Genomic DNA, 24,118 nt, shown 5'->3' with positions numbered 1-24,118 from the left:
TCGCGCTGTCTCAGTCGAGCTCCTTGCGGAACCAGTGCTCCGCGTACGGGTCGGCATTGTGCGCGTCCACCTCGGCGAAGCCGACGGCCGCGTAGAGCCGGCGGGCCTCGACGAGGTCGGAGCGCGTGTCGAGGCGGAGCGCGGCCAGACCGAGCGAGCGTGCCTGCACCTCCAGTTCGGCCATGAGCAGCCGTGCGACCCCCAGCCCCCGAGCGGAGCCGTCGACGAACACCCGCGTCACCTCGCCGACCCGCTTCGGCACCGAGGTGGCTGCTGCGGCATCCGCGGTCGGCTCTGCCGCACCCTCGCCCCGGGCGGCGCCCTCGCACGCGGTGTCGATCGTGCCGCCAGGCTCCGTGACGAGGCGCATGCCGGCGCATCCGAGAACCGTCTCGCCACGACGCGCAAGCAGCAACAGCCCGTTCGGCTCCTGCAGCAGCTCGCTCGGGTACCCGGCATCGACGTCGGCGATCTCCTCGGCCGTGGCCGGACGCCCGTGGTACCGGCTCACAAGGTCATCGAAGTAGCGCATCGTCACCGCGCGCGCAGCGGAAGAGAACGGCGGCTCGATGCTGATCGTCACGGGGATCTCGGCAGACAGCTCTTCAGGCATGGTGTCGAGCCTAGAGCGAAGCAGAGCCCGCGACGATCCACCGCGGCGCCTACCGGGCGCTAGCATCGTTCGATGCCGACATCCGCGAGACTGCCCGCCGGAGCCGTGATCCGCCTGCTGCGTGTCGACGATGCCACCGCGCTCGCCGACGCGTACTGGCGCAACCGCGTGCACCTGGCGCCGTGGGAGCCGACGCGCGCCGACGACTACTTCACGCCGGCCGGGCAGCAGTCCGTCATCTACAGCCAGCTCAACCAGCACGCGTCTGGCAACGCCCACCCGTTCGTGGTCACGATGGACGGTGAGGTCATCGCCCGCGTCAACCTCTCCGGCATCGTGCGCGGCGCATTCCAGAGCGCGAGCATCGGCTACTGGGTGGATGCCGCACACACCGGCCGCGGAATCGCGACCGCTGCAGTGCGGCACGCGGTCGCGGTCGCCACTGACGAGCTGGGGCTGCACCGCGTCGAGGCCGGGACGCTGCTGCACAACGCCGCATCGCAGCGGGTGCTGCTGAACGCCGGCTTCGAGCAGTTCGGTCTCGCCCCGCGCTACCTCAAGATCGCCGGCGAGTGGCAGGACCACCTGCTGTTCCAGCGGCTCCTGCACGACTGGGCAAACAAGGACATAGTGCGATTGCACGGGCGCCTCGCGCGAAACGGTCCTTGCAACTGCACTTCGTCCTTGTAAGCGACCGCCGGGAATCCGGGCCGGCTCAGATCCACCCCTGCTGCCAGGCCCGCTCGGCGGCATCGTGTCGCGATGCGGCGTCGAGCTTGGTCATCGCCGAGGAGAGGTAGTTGCGCACCGTGCCGGATGCCAGGTGCAGCTGGTCGGCGATCTGCTGCACGCCAACGGCGCTGCGGCTGACGCGCAGCACGTCCAGCTCGCGGTCGGTGAGCGGGCAGCGCTCGGCCGTGAGCGCTGCGGCAGCGATCTCGTGGTCGATGTAGCGTTTGCCTGCCGCGACATCCCTGATCACGTTCGCGAGCTCCTGCGCCGGCGTCGACTTGGGCACGAAACCGGAGACACGGGTCGCGAGCGCGCGCCGCAGCACACCGGGCCTGGCGTGGCGCGTGACGATAATGACCCGCGTCGCCACCGTCGCCAAGATGCGCGTGGCCGCCTCGAGCCCATCGGCGCCGGGCATCTCGAGGTCGAGCAGGCAGATGTCCGGCCGGGTCTCGAGGGCGAGTTCGGCGGCGGTCACGCCGTTGTCGGCGCTGGCCACCACCTCGATGTCCGGTTCCAGCCCGAGCAGCGCCTCGAGGGCTCCGCGGATCAGGTGTTCGTCGTCGGCGATGAGCAACCGGATGACGCGCGGCTCCGTCTGCGCACTCATGCCGTCGCTCCCACGCGCGCCGGAACGTCCACACGGAGCTCGAAGCTGTCGCCGGAGGCCGCGGCATCCAACTGCCCGTCGAGAACGGCGACACGTTCGCGCAGGCCGGCCAGGCCTGATCCGGGCGAATCGTCGGCAGCGCCCGCATCGGACACACCGTTGTTGCTGATCGACAGCGAGCACCCGCCGGGGGTGACGCGCAGCCGGATGGCCGCACGGGTCGCAGTGCTGTGCCGGAGGATGTTGGTCGTCGCCTCCCGCACCGTCAGGGCGAGCGCGCGGTGCAGCTCGGCGTTCGCGGGGAGCACGTCGACGTCGAGTTCGCAGTCGGCTCCGGCAGCCGCGAGCACCTCGCGGGCGTTCTCCAGCTCCTCGTCGAGCGCGACCTCGCGGTATCCGGCCACGAGCAACCGGGTCTCCTCCAACGCCTGCTTCGCGATGAGCCGGGTCTCGTGGATGTTCGCCCTGGCCGCGTCGACGTCGATGTCGAGCAACCGCTCGGCCAGCTCGGACTTGAGCGCGATCACCTGCAGGTGGTGGCCCTGGATGTCGTGCAGATCCGAGGCGAAGCGCAGACGCTCGCGTGCGACGGCCAGCTCGGCTGCCGCGCGCCGGTTGTGGTCGAGCTCGACGACGATCTCCCACCACCAGAGGCCGCTCAGCAGCATCACCGGGAACAGCACGCCGTAGCAAATCAGCAGCCAGGGGCCGTCGCCGCCCGGAAACACGGCCGGCGCGCCGCCGAGAGCGACGGTCAGCGCCGGGTGCACCGCCACCGCGGCGAGACCGGCGGCGAGCACCAGCCGACGCTGCCGCTTGGGCAGCAGGCAGGCCATGAGGCAGAGCGCCATCCACAGCGGGAAGGCGGAGACGAGTCCGAGGCCGGGCGCGAAGAGGCCGAGCACCCAGACGGCGCTCGCCGAGGCGAGCAATGCCACCGTCCACGCGGTGCGCGGCAGCCCGCCGCCACGCCCCCGCCGCAGGAACCAGCAGTACCGCAACTGCACCGCGGTGGAGGCGAGAAGTGCCACGAGCACCGCGCCGGCCGCCAGCGTCGGCGATTCGTTGAACTCCGAGACGGCCATCAGCACGAGAACACTGGCGAGCGCGAGCACCACGAACACGATCGACCCGAGCGTGTACGTCCAGGTGGCGTGCACCCCGCGCCCGTGGTCGGGCTGCTCGGCAATCTCGTTCTCGATCTCGGGGCGTACCGGCTCAGCGCCGTGAGGGGCCCGACGTGCCGCAGGCATCAGGCTCGCGCCCGGCGATACGACGATGGAGTGGGGTCGAAAAGCTGCATGCCGTCCAGCGTAGAGCAGTGACATTTGTCACGATCTCGCGTGCAGAAACGCCACGAACGCGGTGACAGCGCGGCACTACCTCGGTCCCGGCGGCGCTTGGAGGATGGACACATCGCTTCACCCCACCACCACCACCACCACCGCCACGAAAGGCACCTCGAATGATTGAAACGCTGCAGGACTTCACCGCCTCCTTCCCCACGTACCTCCAGTGGGTCGGTGTGATGCTCGTCGCAGCCATCCCCTTCATCGATTCCTACTTCGGCTCGGTGGTCGGCGTTGTCGCCGGCCTCAACCCGGTGGTCGCGATCGCCGCGGCGATCGTCGGCAACGTCATTGCGATGCTGATCTTCGTGTTCACCGCACACCGCGTGCGTTCCGGAGTGGTCAACGGCAAGGCACCCACGGAGGAGTCGGCCCGCCGCCAGAAGGTGCGGTCGTGGTTCGACAAGTACGGCGTCGCCGGCGTGAGCCTGGTCGGGCCGGTCATCCTGCCGAGCCAGTTCACCTCGGCAGCCATGGTCTCCTTCGGCGCATCCAAGAACGCCGTGATCCTCTGGCAGGTCATCGCGATCACCATCTGGGGCGTCGTGTTCGGCACACTCGCCACGGTCGGCATCACCCTCAGCCGCTAGGGCCCGCCCGCGCCGCGTAAGGACACAGTGCGATTGCAAGGACGCTTCCGGCCGGAACGTCCTTGCAATCGCACTGTGTCCTTGTATCCGGATGCCGCAGGCGCCGCCATCGGCATGTAAAGAACTCTTGACACGATGTCTGGAAAGGCATACATTCGGTGTCGAGAGTTCTTTACATGGACGGAGTGGTCATGTCATCCGAAGAGAAGAGTGCGTGGGTGATGGGCGTCGTCGCAATCGGCGGCTACCTCGTCTATCTCGTCATCATCCTCGGCGCTGCCAGCACGTCGGCCGCGCCCCTGGCCGAGGTCGACTACGTTCCGGCCATGCTGTGGACGATCGGCGGCGCGATCGTCGCGTCGATCGTGTTGCGCATCATCTGGGGCATCTTCACCCCGGGCAGCGAGGGCAAGAAGGATCAGCGCGACCGCGAGATCTACCAGTTCAGCGAGCGCATCGGCCAGTCGTTCCTCGTGGTCGGCGGCGTGGCCGCGATGCTGCTGGCCATGTTCGAGCTCGGCTACTTCTGGATCGCGAACGTGCTCTACCTGTGCTTCGTGCTCTCGGCGATCCTCAGCTGCACGGCCCGTGTCATCGCCTACCGCCGGGGGTTCCAGTCATGGTGAAGCCGACGCAGGTCACCAACGACATCCGCCGCCTGCGCTTCGAGCGCGGCGAGATGACCCAGGCCGAGCTCGCCGACCGCATCGGCGTCACCCGGCAGACCGTGATCGCGATCGAGCAGGGGCGCTACTCGCCATCGCTCGAGATGGCGTTCCAGATCGCCAACGCGCTGGGGGTGCCGCTCGACGCGGTCTTCCAGTACCCGCAGCAACCGTAGGGAGCAGGATCATGCGAGCAATCATCCAGGACGAGTACGGCGACGTCGATGCGCTGCGGCTGGCTGACATCGAGACGCCGACACCGGGCGCCGGGGAGGTCCTCATCCGGGTGAAGGCGGCCGGCATCGATGCCGGCGTCTGGCACCTGATGACGGGCCTCCCCTACCTGGCCCGCGTCATGGGATTCGGCCTGCGCCGGCCCAAGACGAAGATCAAGGGCCGCGAGTTCGCAGGCGTGGTCGAGGCGATCGGCGCGCCAGGCAAGCGGGCGCACGGCTTCACGGTCGGCGACGAGGTCTACGGATACTGCGAGGGCTCCTTCGCGGAATTCGTCTGCGCCAGGGCTGACCGGATCGCGCCGAAGCCAGCCTCGCTGAGCTTCGAGCAGGCGGCGGCCCTGCCGATCTCGGCGGGAACCGCGGTCCAGGCCGTACGCGACAGCGGCGCCGTCAAGGCCGGCCAGAGCGTGCTCGTGATCGGGGCGGCCGGCGGCGTCGGGGCCTTCGCCGTGCAGATCGCGAAGGAACTCGGCGCGAGCGTGACGGGCGTGACCAGCACCGGCAAGCTCGAGCTCGTGCGGTCGCTCGGCGCCGACCACGTGATCGACTACACGCGCGAGTCGTTCACGACCGGCATCCGCCTCTTCGACGTGATCATCGACACCGCAGGGCACCGCTCCGTCGCCGAGCTGCGCAAGGCGCTCACGCCGCACGGCACCCTCGTGATCGTGGGGTCGGAGGTCGATGCCCCGGTCTTCGGCGGCATGGGGCGCCCGATCGGTGCCTCACTGAAGTCGCCGTTCGTCGGGCAGAACCTGCGGATGCTGGCGGCTGGCGAGAACGCGGGGCTGCTGCACTCGATCACGGAGCTCGTCGACGCCGGCACGCTGGCGCCCGTTGTCGAGTCCCGCTACCCGCTGGCGGAGGCTCCGGCGGCGATCCGCCACTGGCGCGACGACCACCCGGCCGGCAAGGTCGTCGTCACGGTCGCCTGACGCTACACGCCCGTGCCCAACTCGAAGAATCGGCGCGATCTCCAGCGAGAAGGCGGCCGATTCTTCGAGTTCGATGACGGATGCGGCGCACAGGCGGCGCGCGCAGCGTCAGGAGTAGGCGATGTGCACGCGTTCCAGGCTGCCGGTGAACGGGAACGGGGCGCGATCACGGTAGTCCAATGACACCGGCGAACCCAGGGCACGGCCGATGTCGAGGCCGTCGTTGGCGGTGAAGCCGATACCGGCCAGCAACGGCACGACGCCGAACCCGACGACCTCGCCGTCGACGCGGAGCTCGATGTCCAGGCCGGAGTCTGGCGCAGCACTGTGCCGCACCGTCGTCACCGTGATGCGCGCAGGGCCGGCGGCGAGCGCCACCTCGGATGCGATCTTGGTGCGGTTCATCATGAAGAGGTTGTACTCGAAGCGCAACACACCCTCGTCCATGAAGAGCGTCAGCCCGCCAGCACCGCCGCCAAGCTTGTAGAGCACTCCGGATGCGCGCTCGGGCAACGTCGCCTCGATCGTCACGACGTTGGAGCGGTTGCCCAGTGTCGGCGCCGCGCTTTCCGGCACGCGGAGTGTGCTGTCAAACATCTCCCACTCCGTGTAATGCGGCTGCGGCCGGTCTTCCGGATGCAGCACCATCACCCAGAGGCCGCCGCCAATGGGGAGCGCGTCGTTCTTCGTCGACTCCACCAAGAAGAGGTCCTGGAGTTGCTTGAGCCGCTCGGGGTGCTCGCTCGCCAGATCTCGCGACTGCGACCAGTCATTCTCGAGGTCGTAGAGCTCCCAGACGTCTTCCTCCGGTGTCCACGTCTGGATTCCCGGCGGCAGCCCCGGCACCCAGGGCAGCCGAGGACCGCGGGCACTGGCCATCCAGCCGTCGTTGTAGATCGAGCGGCTGCCCATGATCTCGAAGTACTGGGTGCGCAGTTGACCGTCGGCATCCGGATCATCGATCGCATAGGCGAAGCTCGTGCCGTCGATGGCCTTCTGGGTGACGCCGTTCACGATCTGCGGCGCGGTGATCCCGACGATCTCGAGAATGGTCGGCATCACGTCATTGCAGTGGTGGAACTGGCTCCGCACCCGGTCGTCTGGGGCGATGCGCGCCGGCCAGCTGATCGCCATCGGGTTGCGCGTTCCGCCCAGATGCGAGGCGAGCAGCTTCATTCCCTTGTAGGGGGTCGAGCCAGCCCAGGCCCACGCCGCGTGGTACATGTTGTCGGTGGCTGGGCTACCGAGCACGTCGAGCCCGCCGAGCTGGTCGAGCACATCGATGTGCTGCCTCGCCGTCGACGGGATGCCGTTCTGCGCCAGCAGCTCGCTGATGGTGCCGCCCTGGCCCTCGGCCGATGAACCGTTGTCACCCCAGATGTAGAGCACGAGCGTGTTGTCACCGAAACCCAGGGCGTCCACCTCGTCGAGCAGTCGCCCGACCTGGTGATCGACATGCTCGGCGAAGCCTGCTGCCACCTCCATCAGGCGACGCTGGAACGGCTTCTCATCCTCGGGGATGGCGTCCCACGCATCGAGCGCCTCGTCGCGCTCGGTGAGCACGGTGCCCTCGGGGATCCAGCCCTTCTCGATCGCCCGTGCGTGCACGCGTTCGCGATAGGCATCCCAGCCGTCGTCGAACTTGCCTGCGTACTTGTCCGCCCACTCCTTCGGCACGTGGTGTGGGCCGTGGATGGCCCCGCTGGCCCAATACATCATGAAGGGCGAGTCCTGACGAAGCGTCTTGTGGCGGCGCAGCCACGAGATGGCGTCATCGGCGAGGTCCTCAGAGAGGTGATAGCCCTCTTCCGCGCTCCTCGGGGGCAGAACGCTCGTGGTGTTGCGTACGAGGTTGGGCTCGTACTGCGAGGCTTCCCCCGCGAGGAATCCGTAGAAGTACTCGAATCCGAGGCCGGTCGGCCAGTTGTCGTATGGCCCGGCCGCCGAGGTCTCGGTGGTCGGGGTGTTGTGCCACTTGCCGAAGGCGCTGGTGGCGTAGCCGTAGTGCTTCAGAATCTCCGGCAGGGTCGCGGCGTCGCGGGGAATGAGGCCGGAGTAACCATCCCAGTCATTGGCGAACTCGGCGATCTGACCTGCGCCGACACGGTGATGGTTGCGGCCGGTGAGCAGCGACGCCCGAGTCGGTGAGCACATCGCTGTGGTGTGAAAGCGATTGAATCCGATGCCGGCGCCGTGCACGCGTTCCAGGGTCGGGGTGTTCACTTCGCCGCCGAACGCCGATGGAAGGCCAGGACCGGCGTCATCGATCAAGACGATCAGAATGTTCGGCGCATCATCGGGCAGCGACTGCCGATGCGGCAGCGGTGAGTACGTCGACTGCTGCATGGTGATGCCTGCGACGCTGCCGCTTGGTTTCGGCGGGAAGGGGAGAATCGGCGCCGCCGGGAGCGGCGCTTTCGCCTTCACCGATGCGGCTGTGCGGTTGTCGTCGGCTGTCATTGCGGCTCCCCCTCGGGGGCGCCCGTACCGTTGCCGCCACGGTGCGACATCCCCCGACACGTGGTCGACCCCTCTTCGAGTCTGGCATTGCCCGACAGCGAAGTCGAGACCACTCCCGTCGGTCTGCGGCATCCGCCCGTCCCGCACCGGGGCTACGCGCCAGAAACCGCGTTTCGCGGTAGTTGTTTCTACGGCGAAACGCGGTTTCTGGCGCGCAAGCTCGGAGGGCAGACTCTCAGTCGTGCTGCGGGAAGCCGAGGTTCAGGCCACCGTGGCTCGGGTCGAGCCAGCGCGAGGTCACGGCCTTCTCGCGGGTGAAGAAGGCGATGCCGGCCGGGCCGTACGCCTTGGAGTCGCCGAAGAGCGAGTCCTTCCACCCGCCGAAGGAGTGGTACGCGACGGGCACCGGGATCGGCACGTTGATGCCGATCATGCCGACGCTCACCTCGTTCTGGAAGCGGCGGGCCGCGCCGCCGTCGTTCGTGAAGATCGCCGTGCCGTTGCCGTACTGGCTCGAGTTGATGATGTCGAGGCCCTGCTCGTAGCCCTCGACCCGCACGATGGAGAGCACCGGCCCGAAGATCTCGTCCGTGTACGCGGCCGAGCTGAGCGGCACCTTGTCGAGCAGCGTCGGGCCGAGCCAGAAGCCGTTCGCGTCACCGTCCGGGGTGACCCCACGGCCGTCGACGACGACGGTGGCCCCATCGGCCGCCGCGACGTCGATGTAGCCGGAGACCTTGTCGCGGTGCACGCCCGTGATGAGGGGGCCCATGTCGCAGCCGCGGCGGCCGTCGCCGGTCTTCAGCGTCGCCATGCGCTCGGTGATCTTCTCGATCAGGGCGTCGGCGACGGCGTCGACGGCGAGCACGACGCTGATCGCCATGCAGCGCTCACCGGCCGAGCCGAAGCCCGCGTTGACCGCGGCGTCAGCGGCCAGGTCGAGGTCGGCATCCGGCAGCACGAGCATGTGGTTCTTCGCGCCGCCGAGCGCCTGCACCCGCTTGCCGTTGGCGCTCGCGGTCTCGTAGATGTAGCGGGCGATCGGGGTCGATCCGACGAAGGAGATCGAGGCGACATCCGGATGCGTGAGCAGGGCATCGACGGCCTCCTTGTCGCCGTGCACGACGTTGAGCACGCCGTCGGGCAGCCCGGCCTCCTTCATGAGCTCAGCCATCCAGTTCGCCGCCGACGGGTCCTTCTCCGACGGCTTCAGCACGACCGTGTTGCCGGCCGCGATCGCCAGCGGGAAGAACCACAGCGGCACCATGGCGGGGAAGTTGAACGGGCTGATGATGCCGACGACGCCGAGCGGCTGCTTGAGCGAGTAGACGTCGATGCCGGTCGAGACGTTCTCGGAGTACTCCCCCTTGATCAGCGTCGGCATGCTGCAGGCGAACTCGACGACCTCGAGGCCGCGGGCGATCTCGCCGCCGGCATCCGAGAGCACCTTGCCGTGTTCGCTGGTGAGGATCGCGGCCAGCTCGCCCGAGCGCTTGTTGAGCAGCTCGCGGAAGGTGAACAGCACGCTCTGCCGCTTGGCGATCGAGGTGTCACGCCAGCCGGGGAACGCCGCGCGGGCGGCCGCGACGGCCGTGCCGAGGTCGGCGGCGCTGGCCATGCGCACGTTCTTCTGCGCGACGCCGCGGGCGGGGTCGAAGACGGGCGCGGTGCGGGTCGAGGCCCCGGATGCCGGAGCGCCATTGATCCAGTGGTCGAGTGTTGGGAGGTCGGTCATGAGTTGGTCCTATCTGTGGAAAGTGTGAGGGATTTCGACAAGCTCAATCAGCGCAACGCGAAGCGTTGCGAAAGGCGGCAGCCCGAGGTCAGGCAATCTATGGAATTGGCGCCGATGCTGGCGGTCGGTCGTTCACGAGAGGAGGTCGAGCGAGAGCACCTCGTCGTAGATGGCGGCGGCCTCGGCCACCTCCTCCGGCGTGACGACGCACGGCGGGACGACGTGGATGCGGTTGTCGGCCAGGAACGGCAGCAGGCCGCGGGCGAGCAGCTCTTTCTTGATCCGCCCCATCACGGCCGCACTCACTGGCTCGCGGGTGCTGCGGTCCGCGACCAGCTCCAGCGCCCAGAAGACACCCTCGCCGCGCACCTCGCCGATGATCGGGTGGTCGTTGAAGAGGGCCGCGAGCGCCGGGGCGATGTGATCCCGGCCGACGGATGCCGCATTCTCGACGATCCCCTCCGAGGCCATCGCGTCGAGTGCAGCCACGATCGAGGCCATCGCCAGCGGGTGCCCGCTGTAGGTGAGCCCGCCTGGGAACACCCGGTCGTCGAAGAAGTGCGCGATCGGGTCGCTGATGATGACACCACCGGTGGGCACGTAGCCGGAGTTCACGCCCTTGGCAAAGGTGATGAGGTCGGGCACGACGTCGTGCCCGTCGAAGGCGAACCAGCGCCCCGATCGGCCGAAGCCGGCCATGACCTCGTCGAAGATCAGCATGATGCCGTAGCGGTCGGCCAGCGCGCGCACTCCGGCGAGGTAGCCGGGCGGCGGCACCAGCACGCCGGCCGTTCCCGGGATCGATTCGAGCAGGATGGCCGCGATCGATGACGGACCCTCGCTCTGGATGACGCGCTCGAGGTGCCGCAGGGCACGCTCGGATTCCTGCTCGGGGGAGTCCGCCCAGAACTCGCTGCGGTAGAGGTACGGTCCGAAGAAGTGCACGTGTCCCCGGGCGAACTCGTTCGGGATGCGGCGCCAGTCGCCCGTCGCGACGACGGCGGCCCCGGTGTTGCCATGGTACGAGCGGTAGGTGCTGAGCACGGTGTCTCGCCCCGTGAACTGGCGCGCCATGCGGATGGCGTTCTCGTTGGCATCCGCACCACCATTGGTGAAGAACACCTTTTTGAAGCCGTCTGGCGCGAGGGCGGCGACACGTTTGGCCGCCTCGCCACGCGCCAGGTTCGCCGTGGCCGGTGCGACGGTGGCGAGCAGGCTGGCCTGCTCGCGGATGGCGCCGATGACCGCCGGATGCTGGTGGCCGATGTTCACATTCACCAGCTGGCTCGAGAAGTCGAGGTAGCTGTTGCCCGCATGGTCCCAGACCCGCGAACCCCGGCCGCTGGCGATCACGAACGGCGTGAGCGGACCCTGCGCCGACCAGGAATGGAAGACATGCTGCTGGTCGAGCTCCCCGGTGAGGGAGTCGAGATCGGGGTTGGTCTGGGAATCGGACGGCTCAGACATGGGCTGCGTTGCCTTTCGTGTGGTGACTACCGTTGGTCGAGTAGCGCCGCCTGCGGCGCGTATCGAGACCTGGTGACCAGGTCTCGATACGCTCGTTCCTCGCTACTCGACCAACGGACGGGTTGTTGCTAGTTGCCGCCCTCGTTGAGGGTGACCTCGATGGGTTCGAAGCCGTCGCCCGTCACGTCGACGCCGTCGGCCTTCAGCTCATCGAGAGCCTTGGTGATCCAGTCGTTCGTCCAGGCGGATGCCGGCGGCTCCTTCGTGATCGGCGATGCTCCGGTCTCGTTGACGGCCGAGAGCGCGCCCTTCACCGTGGCGTCCCACGAGGACTCATCGATCATGCCGATGCCGTCCGGCGACGGCCAGATGAGCTTGTTGGTCTCGTTGACCATCCAGAGCTCGTGGCTCGGGCCCCAGCTGGAGCCCGCGGCGATGGTGATGTCCGAGGCCTCCTGCGGGTTCTCCGCCGCGTAGATCCAGCCCTTGACGACGGCCTTCAGGAACTTGACCGTCGTGTCCTGGTAGTCGGCGTCGTCGGCGAGGCGGTTGCTGTCGGCCCAGATCGCGTCCTGCAGCATGGCGCCGACCGTGTCCTGGTAGCTGATCACGTTGAAGTCGGCATCCGTGTACTGCTTGCCGGTGTCCGGATCGATCGCCTCGAGAAGCTGCGCGTACTCGTTGTACGTCATCGCCTGCGCCGCGTCGATGTCACCCTGCAGGAAGGCGTTCATGTTGAAGTCCTGCGTGATGATCTCGACGGTCGAGGAGTCGAGGCCCTCCGCTGCCATGGCCGCGAAGATCTCCCACTCGTTGCCGAAGCCCCACGAGCCGATCTTCTTGCCCTCGAAGTCGGCGACCGAGTCGATGCCGGAATCCGCCCACGACACCTGGAGGGTGCCAGAACGCTGGAAGATCTGCGCGATGTCGGTGATCTCGGCTCCGGCCTCGATCGAACCGAGCGCCTTCGGCACCCAGGCGATCGCGTAGTCGACGTCGCCGTTGGCGAGCGCGTCCTGCGGGACGATGTCACCGCCGGAGGGGATGATCTCGACGTCCAGGCCCTCCTCCTCGAAGTAGCCCTGGTCTGCGGCGGCGAAGTAGCCGGCGAACTGGCCCTGCGGAAGCCACTGCAGCTGCAGTTTGACCGGGGTGAGCTCGCCGCCACCCGAGCCCTCCGTTGAACCGCCAGAGGTGTCGCCGGATCCGGAACACGCGGAGAGTACGAGCGCTGCCGACAGAGTGAATGCGCCCAGTGTCGCGATGCGACGTGTGCTGTGTTTCATTTTCAGTCCTTTCCCTGCTCCAGTGATGCATGAGGTGCTGCGTGTGGAACCGTGCCAATCGGGTTGTGCCCGGTAGCTTGTGCCGATCGGGTTGTGCCTAGTGGGTTGTAACTGTTGAGTTGTGTTGCCTGCCCGTCGCCTTGTGAGCGGTGGGACGCTTGTGCCGGCTAGGAGCCGCCCCTCCGCCTGTTGGCGAGACGCTCGAGGAGCAGCGTCGCCAGGTAGAAGACGAGTCCGAGCACGATGGATGCCACGACGTACGCCCAGGCGCGGGCGTAGGCGCTCGAGGCCGCCGAGGTGGAGATGAGCCCGCCGAGCCCGCCGCGCGGCCCGCCGAAATACTCGGCGACGAGCGCGGAGATCACGGCGAGCGATGACGCGATGCGGATGCCGGTGAAGATGAACGGTGCGGCGGTCGGCAGTGTGACGGTGCGCAGCACCTGGCCGGAGCTCGCCGCGTACACCCGCATCAGATCGCGGTGCACCGCCCTGGTCTGGCGGAAGCCGCGCAGGGTGTTGATGAACACGGGCACGAAGGTGGCGAGCGCGGCGATGGCCTGCCGGCTGAACTGGCTGTCTGCGCCGAACATCGAGTTCAGCACGGGAGCGAGCGCGACGATCGGGATGACCGCGAGCGAGGCGACCACCGGGGCGCTCATGCCGTCGATCGGGCGGAAGTTCGCGGCGAGGGCGGCGAAGCCGATGCCGAGGATCGAGCCGACGAGCAGACCGATCAGGGCGTTCGTGCCGGTGATCGCCATGGCGGAGAGGATCGACGGCAGGTACAGGGCGAACTGCTCAGCGATGGATGCCGGGCTCGGCAGCAGGTACTCGCTGACGCCGACGACGCTCACCAGGAACTGCCAGAGCCCGAGCACGAAGACGCCGACCGAGACCGGCGCGATCACCCGCAGCCACGCCTCGGTGCGAGCGCTCATCGGCGCCCGGCTCCTGCCCGGTGCCGTTGGCGAGACGCTGGCCGCACTCATCAGCGCGTCTCCGCTCCGCGCACCGAGACCGGCGCCGTTCCGAGCCCGGCGGTCGCGACTCCCCCGGTTGCCGCCCCGGCCAGTCCCCCGGCGTTGCCCGCGTGCAGCGCCTCGCGCACGGCCGTGATCATCTCGAAGTAGCTCGTGTCCTCTCTGAGCGCCTCCGTGCGGCTCTCCGCGCGGTCGCCGCCGCCGAGGCGCATCGGCACGATCTGTTGGATCCGACCCGGCCTGGCCGACATCACGACGACCCGGTCGGAGAGGTAGACGGCCTCAGGGATCGAGTGGGTCACGAACACGACGGCGGCCTTCGTCTCGGCGCAGATGCGCACGAGCTCCGTCTGCATCCGTTCGCGCGTCATCTCGTCGAGTGCACCGAACGGTTCATCCATCAGCAGCAGGCTCGGGCTCTCGGCGAGCGACCGGGCGATCGCGACGCGCTGTTGCATGCCGCCGGAGAGCTGGTCGGGGTAGCGGTCGGCGAACTCGGAGAGTCCGACCATGTCGAGCAGCTCGGCCACGCGGGCGTTCCGGGCTCCGGAGGCTTCGCCGTGCAGTTCCAGCGGGAGGGCGACGTTCGCGGCGACGGTGCGCCACGGCAGCAGTCCGGCCTGCTGGAATGCGATGCCGTAGTCCTGGTCGAGGCGGGCCTGACCGGCGCTCTTGCCGAAGACCGCGACGCTGCCGACCGTGGGCTGGTCGAGGTCGGCGATGATGCGCATGAGCGTTGACTTGCCGCATCCGCTCGGCCCGATCAGCGACACGAACTCGCCGGCCTGCACGGTGAGGTCGATGCCCTGCAGCGCGCGCACCTGGCCGCTGCGGGTCTCGAAGGTCTTGTCGACGCCGCTGACGGTGACGGCGGCGGCCCGGGCCTGTGGCTGGTGCTGAATCATGCGTTGACCTCCACGCGTCGATAGTTCTTGAGAAAGACGCCGAGCAGGGCGATCGACCCCGCTACGACGAGGCCGAGCACGATGGCGCCGAAGATCGGGCCCCACGCCTTGGCCGGGTCTCCGCTGGACTGGCCGGCGTACTGGATGAGGATGCGGCCGAGCCCACCCTGCAGCCCGGTGGACACCTCGGCGACGACGGCACCGATCACCGCGTTGGCCGCGCCGAGGCGCAGCGCCGGAAGCAGATAGGGCACGGATGCCGGCACCCGCAGCTTCAGCAGCGTGCGCCACCAGCCGATGCCGTAACTGTGCATGAGTTCGAGGTGGATGACGTCCGGCGACTGCAGGCCGCGCAGCGCGCCGATCGCGATCGGGAAGAACGCCAGGTAGCTGGCGATGAGTGCGACCGACATCCAGTCGTCCCAGTGGAAGCTGCCGATCTCGATGCGGGAGCCCCAGCTGCGCACGATGGGGGCGAAGGCGATCAGCGGAACGGTCTGGCTGAGGATGATCCAGGGCAGCAGGCCCCACTCGGCCAGCCGCCAGCGGAGCATGACGAGGGCGAGGCCGATGCCGACGACGAGGCCGACCAGCCAGCCGACCGCGGCGATGCCGAGGGTGACGAGTGCGCCGGCGCCGACCGCCGCCCAGAGCGGCGCGGCGCCGTCGGCGCGGGTGACGGGCTCGAACAGGCGCGCGAGCATGTCCCAGATGTGCGGCATGGCCAGGTCGGTGGTGCGCGGCAGCACGCGGGTCTCGCCGATCACGACGCCGTCGGCCGGAGCGAGCAGTTTGTACAGCTCCCAGACGACGACGATCGCGGCGAGGCCGAGCGCGCCGTAGCCCCAGGCCTGCAGCTCGCGCACGCCACGTGCCGGGGCGCGGCGCTGTCCCCGCCTGGCACGCCCTGAGCCCGTCGACGGGTCGAGGTCGGCGCGCGGGGTTTCGACAGGCTCAACCGGCGCAGCGGACTCCGCCAGCGAGGTCGGCTGGTCACCCATCGGGGAGACGGTCATCGTCATGCCTTGGCCGTGATGTGTTCGCTGAGCGCCGGGATCACGGTCTCCCCGTATACCCGCAGCGTCTCCTCCTTGTTGTCGTGTTGGAGGTAGCCGGCGAACTGGTCGACGCCGAGCGCTTTGAGTGCCTCGAGCTTCTCGATGTGCTCCTTGGCCGTTCCCATGATGCAGAAGCGGTCGACGATCTCGTCCGGCACGAAGCTGGCGTGGGTGTTGCCCGCCCGGCCGTGCTCGTTGTAGTCGTAGCTCTCGCGCCCCGCGATGTAGTCGGTGAGCGCCTCGGGCACGTCGCCGTGCATGCCGTACTTGGCGACGATGTCGGCCACGTGGTTGCCGACCATGCCGCCGAACCAGCGGCACTGCTCGCGCATGTGCTCCCAGTCGTCGCCGATGTACATCGGCGCCGCGATGCAGAACTTGACCGACATCGGGTCACGGCCCGCCGCCTCCGCGGCATCCCGCACCGTCTTGATCATCCACGCGGCGATGTCGACGTCGGCCAGCTGCAGGATGAAGCCGTCGCCGACCTCGCCGGCCAGCTTGAGCGCGAGCGGACCGTAGGCGGCGACCCAGATGTCGAGCGTCGATCCGGTGCTCCACGGGAACTGCAGCGTCGCGCCGTTGTACTCGACCGGGCGCGAGTTCGCCAGCTCGCGGATGACGTGGATCGACTCCCGCAGCGTCTTCAGCGTCGTCGGCGCCCCGTTGGTCACGCGCACGGCCGAGTCGCCGCGCCCGATGCCGCAGATGGTGCGGTTGCCGTACATCTCGTTGAGCGTGGCGTAGGTTGAGGCCGTGACCGTCCAGTCCCTGGTCGCCGGGTTCGTGACCATCGGCCCGACGATGACCTTGCGCGTCTCGGCCAGGATCTTGCTGTAGATCACATACGGCTCCTGCCAGAGCAGGTGCGAGTCGAAGGTCCAGACGTGGGTGAAGCCGTGGTCCTCGGCGAGCTTGGCCAGCTGCACCGTGCGTGCCGACGGCGGGTTGGTCTGCAGTACCGCTCCAAAATCCATCTGTTTCCCTTTCCGAGTGCGAAGACTGCGCTGTGTGCGGGTACTGCCTAGATCAGATACTGGCTGAGTCCGCGCCGGACGAACTGGCCGTCGCCCTTGGCGCCGACGTACTGCCGGTCGGTGACGACGACCTTGCCGCGCGAGAGCACGGTGTCGACGTGGCCGTCGATCTCGTAGCCCTCCCACGCGGAGTGGTCCATGTTCATGTGGTGGCTGCGCCCGGTCGGGTTGCCGTCCTTGTCGACGGGGTAACCGATCGAGGTGTGGCCGTTCGGGTCGTAGACGACGATGTCGGCATCCGCGCCCGGCTGGATGACGCCCTTCTTGCCGTAGATGCCGAACATGCGCGCCGGGGTCGTGCTCGTGATCTCGACCCAGCGCTCCAGAGAGATCTGGCCGTCGACGACGCCCTGGTAGAGCAGGTCCATGCGGTGTTCGACCGAGCCGATGCCGTTCGGGATCTTGGAGAAGTTGCCGAGGCCCAGATCCTTCTGCCCCTTCATGCAGAACGGGCAGTGGTCGGTGGAGACCATCTGGATGTCGTTCGTGCGCAGGCTCTGCCACATGTGGTGCTGGTGGCCCTCCTCCTTGGAACGCAGCGGCGTCGAGCACACCCACTTGGCACCCTCGAAGCTGCCCCACTCCTCGCTGCTGGCACCGAGGTTGTCCTCCAGCGAGAGGTAGAGGTACTGCGGGCAGGTCTCGCCGAAGACGTTCTGGCCGTTGTCGCGGGCGGCGGCCAGCTGCTCGACGGCCTGCTTGGCACTGACGTGCACGACGTAGAGCGGCGCCCCGGTGAGGTTGGCGAGCATGATCGCGCGGTGCGTCGCCTCCTCCTCCATCTGCCAGGCGCGCGCGACCCCGTGGTAGTACGGGTCGCTCTTGCCCTGCGCGAGGAGCTGCTCGACGAGCACGTCGATGGCCGGGCCGTTCTCGGCGTGCATCATCGTCATCATGCCGGTGTCGGCCGCGACCTGCATGGCCCGCAGGATCTGGGCGTCGTCGCTGTAGAACACACCGGGGTAGGCCATGAACATCTTGTAGCTGGAGATGCCCTCGTCCGGCAGCCCACGGAGGGCCGCCAGCGAGTCGGGGTTCACGTCGCCGATGATCTGGTGGAAGGCGTAGTCGATCGCGCACTGGCCGGCCGCCATGCCGTGCCAGGTTGCGAGGCCGTCCTGCACCTTCTGGCCGTGGCTCTGCACGGCGAAGTCGATGATCGTCGTCGTGCCGCCCCAGGCCGCCGCCCTTGTCCCGGTCTCGAAGTTATCGGATGCCGCCGTGCCCCCGAACGGCAGCGACATGTGCGTGTGCGCGTCGATGCCGCCGGGAATCACGTACTTGCCCGTCGCGTCGATCACGTTATCGACGCCGGCGGTCAGGTCGGTGCCGAGCAGCACGCTGCCGCGCTGGAGCACCGCGACGATGCGTTCGCCGTCGACGAGCACATCGGCATCCGCCCTGCCCGTCGATGTGACCACCGTGCCGCCGGTGATGAGAGTCGTTGCCATGTCATCCTCCTTGCGTGTGGTCTCGCGATTACGGCTTCGGGATCGAGGTGTAGGACTCCGGGCGGCGGTCGCGGAAGAACTGCCAGTCGTTGCGCACCTGGCGGATCAGGCTCATGTCGAGGTCGCGCACGAGCACCTCCTCGTCGGTGTCAGAGCCGAGCTCGCCGACCCAGTTGCCGCGGGGGTCGAGCACCTGGCTGCGCCCGTAGAAGGTGACGGCGAGGTCGCCGTACTCGTTGTCCTCACGGCCGACGCGGTTGGACGCCACGACGAACATGCCGTTGGCCGCTGCCGCCGCCGCCTGTTCGATCTCCCACAGTCGGTTGGAGAGACCGGGCTTCGTGGCGTTCGGGTTGAACACGATCTGGGCGCCGTTCAGGGCGAGCTCGCGCCAGCCTTCCGGGAAGTGCCTGTCGTAGCAGATGTAGACGCCGATCGGTCCGACGGCGGTGTCGAAGACGGGGTAGCCCATGTTGCCTGGACGGAAGTAGAACTTCTCCCAGAACTTGTCGAGGTGGGGGATGTGGTGCTTGCGGTATTGACCGAGGATCGTGCCGTCGGCATCGACGACGACGGCGGTGTTGTAGTAGACACCCGGCTGGTCCTCCTCGTAGATCGGCAGGATCATCACCATGCCGAGCTCCTTGGCGAGCGCCGCGAAGCGCTGCACGACCGGGCCGTCGGCCGGCTCTGCGTAGTCGTAGTACTTGGCGTCCTCCGTGATGCCGAAGTACGGGCCGTAGAAGAGCTCCTGGAAGCAGATGACCTCGGCGCCCTGCTCCTTGGCGGTGCGGGCGAACTGCTCGTGCTTGTCGAGCATCGATTCTTTGTCGCCGGTCCAGGTGGTCTGGGTGAGTGCTGCTCGAACGATGTTGGGGGTGTCGCCGGTCCTCGTGTTTGCCGTCATGTTTGCCTCCACTGCGCCTGATCAAACTGGGTTTGAGCCGCGGTGCGCTTCGCACTGCGGGGTGCCGGCGGTGGCAAATCGTGTGAGTCACCAACGCCGAGCGGTCGAGCCGAACCGAGCTCCGTTGCTCGTTCTGTTATTGTTCGGCGTAAACATTTCTCTTTTGTTTCACTGTGTGACACACGCGTTAATCATCATGTTGCCGAAAGCTCCGGGAGGCAAGAGTTTCGTGAATGAGATCTGGAAACTGATCGGCGATTCTTCGCCGCGCGGCATCGCCGCGGCCATCGCCAGGCACATCACGAGCGGCGAACTCGCGCCGGGAGACCGGCTGCCGACGGTGCGCGAACTCGGTGCGACGCTGGGCGTGAGCCCGGCAACGGTCAGCCACGCTTGGCAGGCGCTGAGCCAGGCCGGGCTGATCGAATCACGCGGTCGGGCGGGCAGCTTCGTGCGCCAGCATCCGCGGGCCTGGCTGCCGCCGCGCATGCTCGGACTGGCCGCAGGCGCCGAGCTGGCCCCGGATGCCGCCCACCTCGACCTCTCGCGTGGAACGCCAGACCCGCTGCTGCTGCCGACGCTCGGGCCCGCCCTCTCCCGCGTCTCTGTGCACGCCGAGACCGCGAGCTACCACGAGCTGCCCGTGATCCCCGCGCTCGGTCGGGTGCTCGATGAGAGCTGGCCGTACCGCGCCGAATCGCTCACCGTGGTGGACGGCGCCCTCGACGCCGTCTCGCGCAGCCTCGAGGCCGTTGTGCGCTTCGGCGACAAGGTGGTGCTCGAGAATCCCGGATTCCCGGCCTTCTTCGACCTGGTGAGCGCCCTCGGCGCCACGGTCGTGCCCGTGGCGATCGACGAGAACGGCATCGTGCCGAGCTCACTCGCCTCCGCGCTGAAGCAGGGGCCGTCGGCCGTCGTCCTGCAGCCGCGGGCGCAGAACCCGACCGGCGCATCCATGCCCGTCGAGCGCGCCCATGAGCTGGCGCGGCTGATCACGGCCTCACGCAACGGCAGCCGGGTGATGGTGATCGAGGACGACCACTCCGGCGCCATCAGCACGGCGCCGCCGGTGAGTCTCGGCCAGTGGATCCCGGCGCAGGTGCTGCACGTGCGCAGCTTCTCGAAGTCGCACGGGCCCGATCTGCGCATCGCCGCCCTCGGCGGGCCGGCGGAGCTGATCGACCGCATCGTGTCACGGCGCATGCTCGGCCCGGGCTGGACCTCCCGCATGGTGCAGCGGATCCTCGCCGATCTGCTGACCGACGGCACCGCGCTCGACGAGGTGACGGAGGCCAGGCGCCAGTACTACTCCAGGCAGAAGGCACTGAGCGCGGAACTCGCCCTCCGCGGGGTGCACACGGCGTCCGGCCCTGGCGAGCCGGGCACCGCCCTGCCCGACGGCATCAACCTGTGGTTGCCCGTCGCGAACGAGCGCGCGGCCCTCGTGCAACTGGCGGCGGTCGGCATCCGTGTGGCCCCCGGCTCGCCGTTCCTCGCCGGCGGGGCCGTGCACGCTGGCGCGGGAAGCGGCACGGCACGCGGCCTCGGCTCGGTGCCGGGGGTCGGCCCCGGCTTCGTGCGGGTGACGGCCGGCATGGTGCGCGGCAACGCTGCAGAGGTCGCCGAGGCCCTGGCCGCCGCCGCACTGCCTGGCCCACCGGCGTTCTACACGCTCGAGGCGTAGTCCGTTCGCGCCGACACCCACCCAGCACCCGACCCCGAACTCGAAGTATCGGCGGCGTTTCCAACGGGTGGGCCGCCGATACGTCGAGTTCGGATGCCGCGAGGTGCTGCACCAGGGCGCCCGCACTGACTGCTTGAGGCCGGCGGAGATCTACGAACTCGAAGAATCAGCGGCGTTCGCGGCGGACGGGGCGCCGATACGTCGAGTTCGGGCACGCTGGCGCTGGCGCTGGCGCCCGCCCGCGCGGAACCTCTAGGCTGATCCCGACCCCCCGCCTGCATGGCGGGGTCGAGCCGGCCTGGATTTGGGCTGCAGGTCACCGACTGTGTTCGGATCTCCCTGCCATCACCCTGTCCGGAGGTTCCATGCTCCCCGTCACGCCATTCCCCGCTACGCCGCGCGCCGCGCGCCCCCATCGCCGCCGCGTGGCCGGCGCGGTCACCGCCGCCGCGACGCTCGCCCTGCTCGCCGGTTGTGCCGCACCGGCATCCGACACGATCGGCACCGCGGCCGACGAGCCGGCCGACACCAGCCAGACCGGTTACCCGCTCACGATCGACAATTGCGGAACCGAGGTCACCTTCACGGCGGCTCCGGAGCGCGTCGTCAGCATCAAGTCGACCTCGACCGAGATGCTGCTGGCGCTCGGCCTCGGCGAACGCATCGTCGGTTCCGCCTTCGGCGATGGGCCGGCCGCTGAGGCTTGGGCGGCGGAGGCCGCCGCGCTCCCCGTGCTCAGCGACAAGGTGCCCGGCCAGGAGGCGACGCTCGAGCTCGAGCCGGATCTCGTCTACGCCGGCTGGGAGTCCAACCTCAGCGCGGAGGGTGCGGGCGATCGCCCAACGCTCGCCGCCCTCGGCGTGAACAGCCTCGTGTCGCCAGCCGCATGCAAGGGCGAGGCCTACCGCCCGAACCCGCTCGACTTCGATGAGGTCTTCGCCGAGATCACGCAGATCGGCGAGATCTTCGATGTGCAGGATGCCGCGGCGGAGCTCGTCGCCGCGCAGCGCGCCGAGCTCGCCGCCGTCGAGCCGGCCGGCGACGGGCGCAGCGCCCTCTGGTACAGCTCCGGGAATGACACTCCGTACGTCGGCGCCGGAATCGGTGCGCCCCAGATGATCCTCGACGCGCTCGAGCTTGAGAACGTCGCCGCCGACGTGCAGGACAGCTGGTCGCCGCTCGGCTGGGAGGCCATCGTGGCCGCCGATCCCGACGTGATCGTGCTTGTCGACGCCGCGTGGAACACCGCAGAGTCGAAGATCGGGCTGCTCGAGTCGAACCCGGCGACCGCGAATCTCAGTGCGGTGCAGGCTGGCAACTACCTGATCGTGCCGTTCCCCGCCGGGGAGGCCGGAGTACGCAACGTCGAGGCCGTCGCCACGCTGAACGCCCAGTTGGAGTCACTCGGTGACTAACACCGCCCCGGCCCGCGCCGCCTTGACCGCCCCGCTCCCCGAGACCGGGCGCCGGGCGGGTTGGCGCGGGCGCACGGGGCTCGTGGCCTGGGTGCTCGCGCTGGTGCTCGCGGCATCCGTGCTGCTGGCCGTCGCCATCGGCCCTGCCGCGCTCAGCCCGAGCGAGGTGCTGGCGAGCGTGCTCACCCACCTCGGCCTCGGCGAGCTGTTCGGGGTCGAAGCCCCCTCGGCCCTCCGCGACGGCATCGTCTGGGAGCTGCGCCTGCCCCGCGTGCTCACGGCCGCGGCGGTCGGCGCCGGCCTCGCCCTCTGCGGCACCGTGATGCAGGCGCTCATGCGCAACCCGCTCGCCGACCCGTATCTGCTCGGCCTGAGCTCTGGGGCCTCGCTCGGCGCCGTCATCGTGATCGTGCTCGGCGCGGCGATCGCGCTGCCGATCGCGGCCTTCGTCGGCGCCCTGCTCGCGCTCGTCGCGACGCTCGGGCTCGCCGGTGCGGCCGGCGGCCTCAGCCCGAGCCGCACGATCCTGGCCGGCCTCGCCGTCTCGGCGGTCTTCGGTGCGCTGACCAGCCTCGTGATCTTCTGGAGTGCCACCGGTGACAGCTACCGCGAGATCCTCAACTGGCTCCTCGGCTCGCTGGCCGGCGCACGCTGGCCGGCCGTCGCGATCGCCGGCATCGCGCTGCTCGTGGTCGGCGTTCCGCTGCTGTTCAGCGGGACCGTGCTCGACGCCTTCGCCTTCGGTGACACGGCTGCGGCGGCGCTCGGCGTTCCGGTGACGGCGGTGCGCTGGATCCTGCTCGGCGCGACCGCGCTGCTCACCGGCGCCCTCGTCGCCGTCAGCGGCGCGATCGGTTTCGTCGGGCTCGTGCTGCCGCACGCCGTTCGACTGCTCATCGGCCCTGGCCACCGTGGCCTATTGCCGCTCTCGGCGCTGGCCGGAGCGATCTTCCTGCTCTGGATGGACACCGGCGCCCGCACCCTCTTCGACCCGCGCGAACTGCCGGTCGGAATCCTCACGGCCATCGTCGGCGGCCCGGTCTTCGCCATGATCCTGCTCAAGAATCGGAGCACGCAATGACCATCACACGCACAACGGCGCCCGATCTCCCCGGGCTCGCGTCCCCTGGGCTCGCGGATGCCGCGGCGCCCGGCCTGCAGACCGAGCGTCTGCAGCTCACCCGCGCCGGCCGCCTCGTGATCGACGGCGTCGACTGCACGCTGCCGAGCGGCCGCCTTGGCGCGCTCGTCGGCCCGAACGGTGCGGGCAAGAGCACGCTGCTGCACCTGATCGCCGGGGTGCTGAGCCCCGACGGCACCGGCCGCCAGGTCCCGACACCACCGGGAACCGTGCACTTCGACGGGGAACGGCTCGACACCGCCTCACGGCGCAGCCGGGCCCGCGTCGTGGCCTTGGCCGAGCAGCACGCCGACAGCCAGCTCGAGATCTCGGTGACGGATGCCGTGCTGCTCGGCCGCACGCCACACCGCAGCCTCTTCGCGGCACCGGGCGGCGACGACCGCGCGTTCGCGCTGCGCTGCCTCGCCGACGTCGGCGCCCTCGATCTGGCCGGGCGGCTATACCGAACGCTCTCAGGCGGCGAGCGTCAGCGGGTCAACCTCGCCAGGGCGCTCGCCCAGGAGCCGCGGCTGCTGCTGCTCGACGAGCCGACCAACCACCTCGACATCCGGGCCCAGCTCGACACGCTCACGCTCGTCAGCGGTCTCACCGAGCGCGGACTCACCGCCCTCGCCGCGCTGCACGACCTCAACCTGGCCGCGGCGTTCGCGGACCACGTGATCGTGCTCGCCGCCGGCCGGGTCGTTGCCGCCGGGCCACCGGCCACCGTGCTCACCGCTGAGTTGATCTGCACGGTGTACGGCGTCGACGCGACGGTACTGCAGCACCCGCGCACCGGTCGCCCGCTGCTCGCCTTCGCGACGCTGCCGGCTGAATCCGGTCCCCGGTCGACTCGGACGGAGGGCGCACTGTGAACGGCGCA

Annotated in this window: 22 protein-coding genes; 9 read left to right on the top strand and 13 right to left on the bottom strand. The window is 68.9% G+C overall.

From position 1 onward, the window contains the following. Nucleotides 1-10: 10 nt before the first annotated feature. Entirely contained in the window at nucleotides 11-613 is a 603-nt protein-coding gene (locus EV379_RS00450) for a GNAT family N-acetyltransferase (RefSeq protein WP_207226164.1), read from the bottom strand. A gap of 72 nt (nucleotides 614-685) precedes the next feature. Here EV379_RS00450 and EV379_RS00445 point away from each other — a divergent pair, with 72 nt between their 5' ends. Continuing rightward, on the top strand, nucleotides 686-1,303 hold the full coding sequence (locus tag EV379_RS00445; protein ID WP_130504424.1) for a GNAT family N-acetyltransferase: 618 nt from the start codon (nucleotides 686-688) through the stop codon (nucleotides 1,301-1,303). Nucleotides 1,304-1,328: 25 nt separating this feature from the next. Here the strand turns inward: EV379_RS00445 and EV379_RS00440 are convergent, their stop codons facing one another. Both EV379_RS00440 and EV379_RS00435 read right to left on the bottom strand, forming a co-directional pair. After that, entirely contained in the window at nucleotides 1,329-1,955 is a 627-nt protein-coding gene (locus tag EV379_RS00440) for a response regulator transcription factor (RefSeq protein WP_130504423.1), read from the bottom strand. After that, a complete protein-coding gene (locus tag EV379_RS00435; protein ID WP_130504422.1) occupies nucleotides 1,952-3,208 on the bottom strand; it encodes a sensor histidine kinase in 1,257 nt (418 codons plus the stop codon). Before EV379_RS00435 ends, EV379_RS00440 begins: the two co-directional genes overlap by 4 nt. 212 nt (nucleotides 3,209-3,420) lie before the next feature. Here EV379_RS00435 and EV379_RS00430 point away from each other — a divergent pair, with 212 nt between their 5' ends. The 4 genes from EV379_RS00430 to EV379_RS00415 all read left to right on the top strand — a co-directional run bounded on the left by EV379_RS00430 (nucleotide 3,421) and on the right by EV379_RS00415 (nucleotide 5,730). Continuing rightward, nucleotides 3,421-3,894, top strand: coding sequence for a hypothetical protein (locus EV379_RS00430; protein WP_130504421.1), 474 nt, complete (start codon nucleotides 3,421-3,423; stop codon nucleotides 3,892-3,894). Between the two features lie 191 nt (nucleotides 3,895-4,085). Beyond that, nucleotides 4,086-4,520 (top strand): hypothetical protein, encoded by a 435-nt coding sequence (locus EV379_RS00425; RefSeq protein ID WP_130504420.1) that lies wholly within the window; start codon nucleotides 4,086-4,088, stop codon nucleotides 4,518-4,520. Continuing rightward, nucleotides 4,514-4,735 carry a helix-turn-helix transcriptional regulator gene (locus tag EV379_RS00420; RefSeq protein ID WP_130504419.1) on the top strand — a complete coding sequence of 74 codons (222 nt, stop codon included), beginning with the start codon at nucleotides 4,514-4,516 and terminating at the stop codon, nucleotides 4,733-4,735. Before EV379_RS00425 ends, EV379_RS00420 begins: the two co-directional genes overlap by 7 nt. 11 nt (nucleotides 4,736-4,746) lie before the next feature. Beyond that, the gene (locus EV379_RS00415; RefSeq protein ID WP_130504418.1) at nucleotides 4,747-5,730 is read left to right on the top strand and encodes an NAD(P)-dependent alcohol dehydrogenase; all 984 of its coding nucleotides are present in this window, start codon (nucleotides 4,747-4,749) and stop codon (nucleotides 5,728-5,730) included. Between the two features lie 108 nt (nucleotides 5,731-5,838). Here the strand turns inward: EV379_RS00415 and EV379_RS00410 are convergent, their stop codons facing one another. The 10 genes from EV379_RS00410 to EV379_RS00365 form a co-directional block, all read right to left on the bottom strand. Continuing rightward, nucleotides 5,839-8,190: an arylsulfatase gene (locus tag EV379_RS00410; RefSeq protein ID WP_130504417.1), complete on the bottom strand. Its 2,352-nt coding sequence runs from the start codon at nucleotides 8,188-8,190 to the stop codon at nucleotides 5,839-5,841. Between the two features lie 235 nt (nucleotides 8,191-8,425). Further along, entirely contained in the window at nucleotides 8,426-9,925 is a 1,500-nt protein-coding gene (locus tag EV379_RS00405; protein ID WP_130504416.1) for a CoA-acylating methylmalonate-semialdehyde dehydrogenase, read from the bottom strand. Between the two features lie 132 nt (nucleotides 9,926-10,057). Next, nucleotides 10,058-11,392 carry an aspartate aminotransferase family protein gene (locus tag EV379_RS00400; RefSeq protein WP_130504415.1) on the bottom strand — a complete coding sequence of 445 codons (1,335 nt, stop codon included), beginning with the start codon at nucleotides 11,390-11,392 and terminating at the stop codon, nucleotides 10,058-10,060. Between the two features lie 128 nt (nucleotides 11,393-11,520). Then, nucleotides 11,521-12,678, bottom strand: a complete 1,158-nt coding sequence (locus EV379_RS00395) for an ABC transporter substrate-binding protein (RefSeq protein WP_130504414.1) — start codon at nucleotides 12,676-12,678, stop codon at nucleotides 11,521-11,523. Between the two features lie 167 nt (nucleotides 12,679-12,845). Continuing rightward, nucleotides 12,846-13,616 carry an ABC transporter permease gene (locus EV379_RS00390; protein WP_130504413.1) on the bottom strand — a complete coding sequence of 257 codons (771 nt, stop codon included), beginning with the start codon at nucleotides 13,614-13,616 and terminating at the stop codon, nucleotides 12,846-12,848. A gap of 50 nt (nucleotides 13,617-13,666) precedes the next feature. After that, nucleotides 13,667-14,563: an ABC transporter ATP-binding protein gene (locus EV379_RS00385; RefSeq protein WP_130504412.1), complete on the bottom strand. Its 897-nt coding sequence runs from the start codon at nucleotides 14,561-14,563 to the stop codon at nucleotides 13,667-13,669. After that, a complete protein-coding gene (locus EV379_RS00380) occupies nucleotides 14,560-15,579 on the bottom strand; it encodes an ABC transporter permease (protein WP_242616168.1) in 1,020 nt (339 codons plus the stop codon). Before EV379_RS00380 ends, EV379_RS00385 begins: the two co-directional genes overlap by 4 nt. Nucleotides 15,580-15,581: 2 nt before the next feature. Then, nucleotides 15,582-16,598, bottom strand: a complete 1,017-nt coding sequence (locus EV379_RS00375; RefSeq protein WP_130504411.1) for a TIGR03842 family LLM class F420-dependent oxidoreductase — start codon at nucleotides 16,596-16,598, stop codon at nucleotides 15,582-15,584. A gap of 47 nt (nucleotides 16,599-16,645) precedes the next feature. Beyond that, on the bottom strand, nucleotides 16,646-18,109 hold the full coding sequence (gene hydA, locus EV379_RS00370; RefSeq protein WP_130504410.1) for a dihydropyrimidinase: 1,464 nt from the start codon (nucleotides 18,107-18,109) through the stop codon (nucleotides 16,646-16,648). A 28-nt stretch (nucleotides 18,110-18,137) separates the two neighbouring features. Then, a complete protein-coding gene (locus EV379_RS00365; RefSeq protein ID WP_130504409.1) occupies nucleotides 18,138-19,016 on the bottom strand; it encodes a nitrilase-related carbon-nitrogen hydrolase in 879 nt (292 codons plus the stop codon). Nucleotides 19,017-19,245: 229 nt separating this feature from the next. On the opposite strand from EV379_RS00365, the gene EV379_RS00360 reads away from it, so the two are divergent. From EV379_RS00360 to EV379_RS00345, 4 genes are all read left to right on the top strand, one after another. Further along, the gene (locus EV379_RS00360) at nucleotides 19,246-20,700 is read left to right on the top strand and encodes an aminotransferase-like domain-containing protein (protein ID WP_242616167.1); all 1,455 of its coding nucleotides are present in this window, start codon (nucleotides 19,246-19,248) and stop codon (nucleotides 20,698-20,700) included. Nucleotides 20,701-21,065: 365 nt separating this feature from the next. Next, nucleotides 21,066-22,115, top strand: coding sequence for a putative F420-0 ABC transporter substrate-binding protein (locus EV379_RS00355; protein WP_130504408.1), 1,050 nt, complete (start codon nucleotides 21,066-21,068; stop codon nucleotides 22,113-22,115). Beyond that, entirely contained in the window at nucleotides 22,108-23,196 is a 1,089-nt protein-coding gene (locus EV379_RS00350) for a putative F420-0 ABC transporter permease subunit (protein WP_423203229.1), read from the top strand. Before EV379_RS00355 ends, EV379_RS00350 begins: the two co-directional genes overlap by 8 nt. After that, nucleotides 23,193-24,110, top strand: coding sequence for an ABC transporter ATP-binding protein (locus EV379_RS00345; protein ID WP_130504407.1), 918 nt, complete (start codon nucleotides 23,193-23,195; stop codon nucleotides 24,108-24,110). The genes EV379_RS00350 and EV379_RS00345 overlap by 4 nt, the downstream gene beginning before the upstream one ends. Nucleotides 24,111-24,118 lie beyond the last annotated feature (8 nt).

Source organism: Microterricola gilva (assembly GCF_004217495.1).
Taxonomy (GTDB): Bacteria; Actinomycetota; Actinomycetes; order Actinomycetales; family Microbacteriaceae; genus Microterricola; species Microterricola gilva.
The sequence above is the reverse complement of the archived record's forward strand: the minus strand, read 5'-3'. Positions and strand labels throughout refer to the sequence as shown.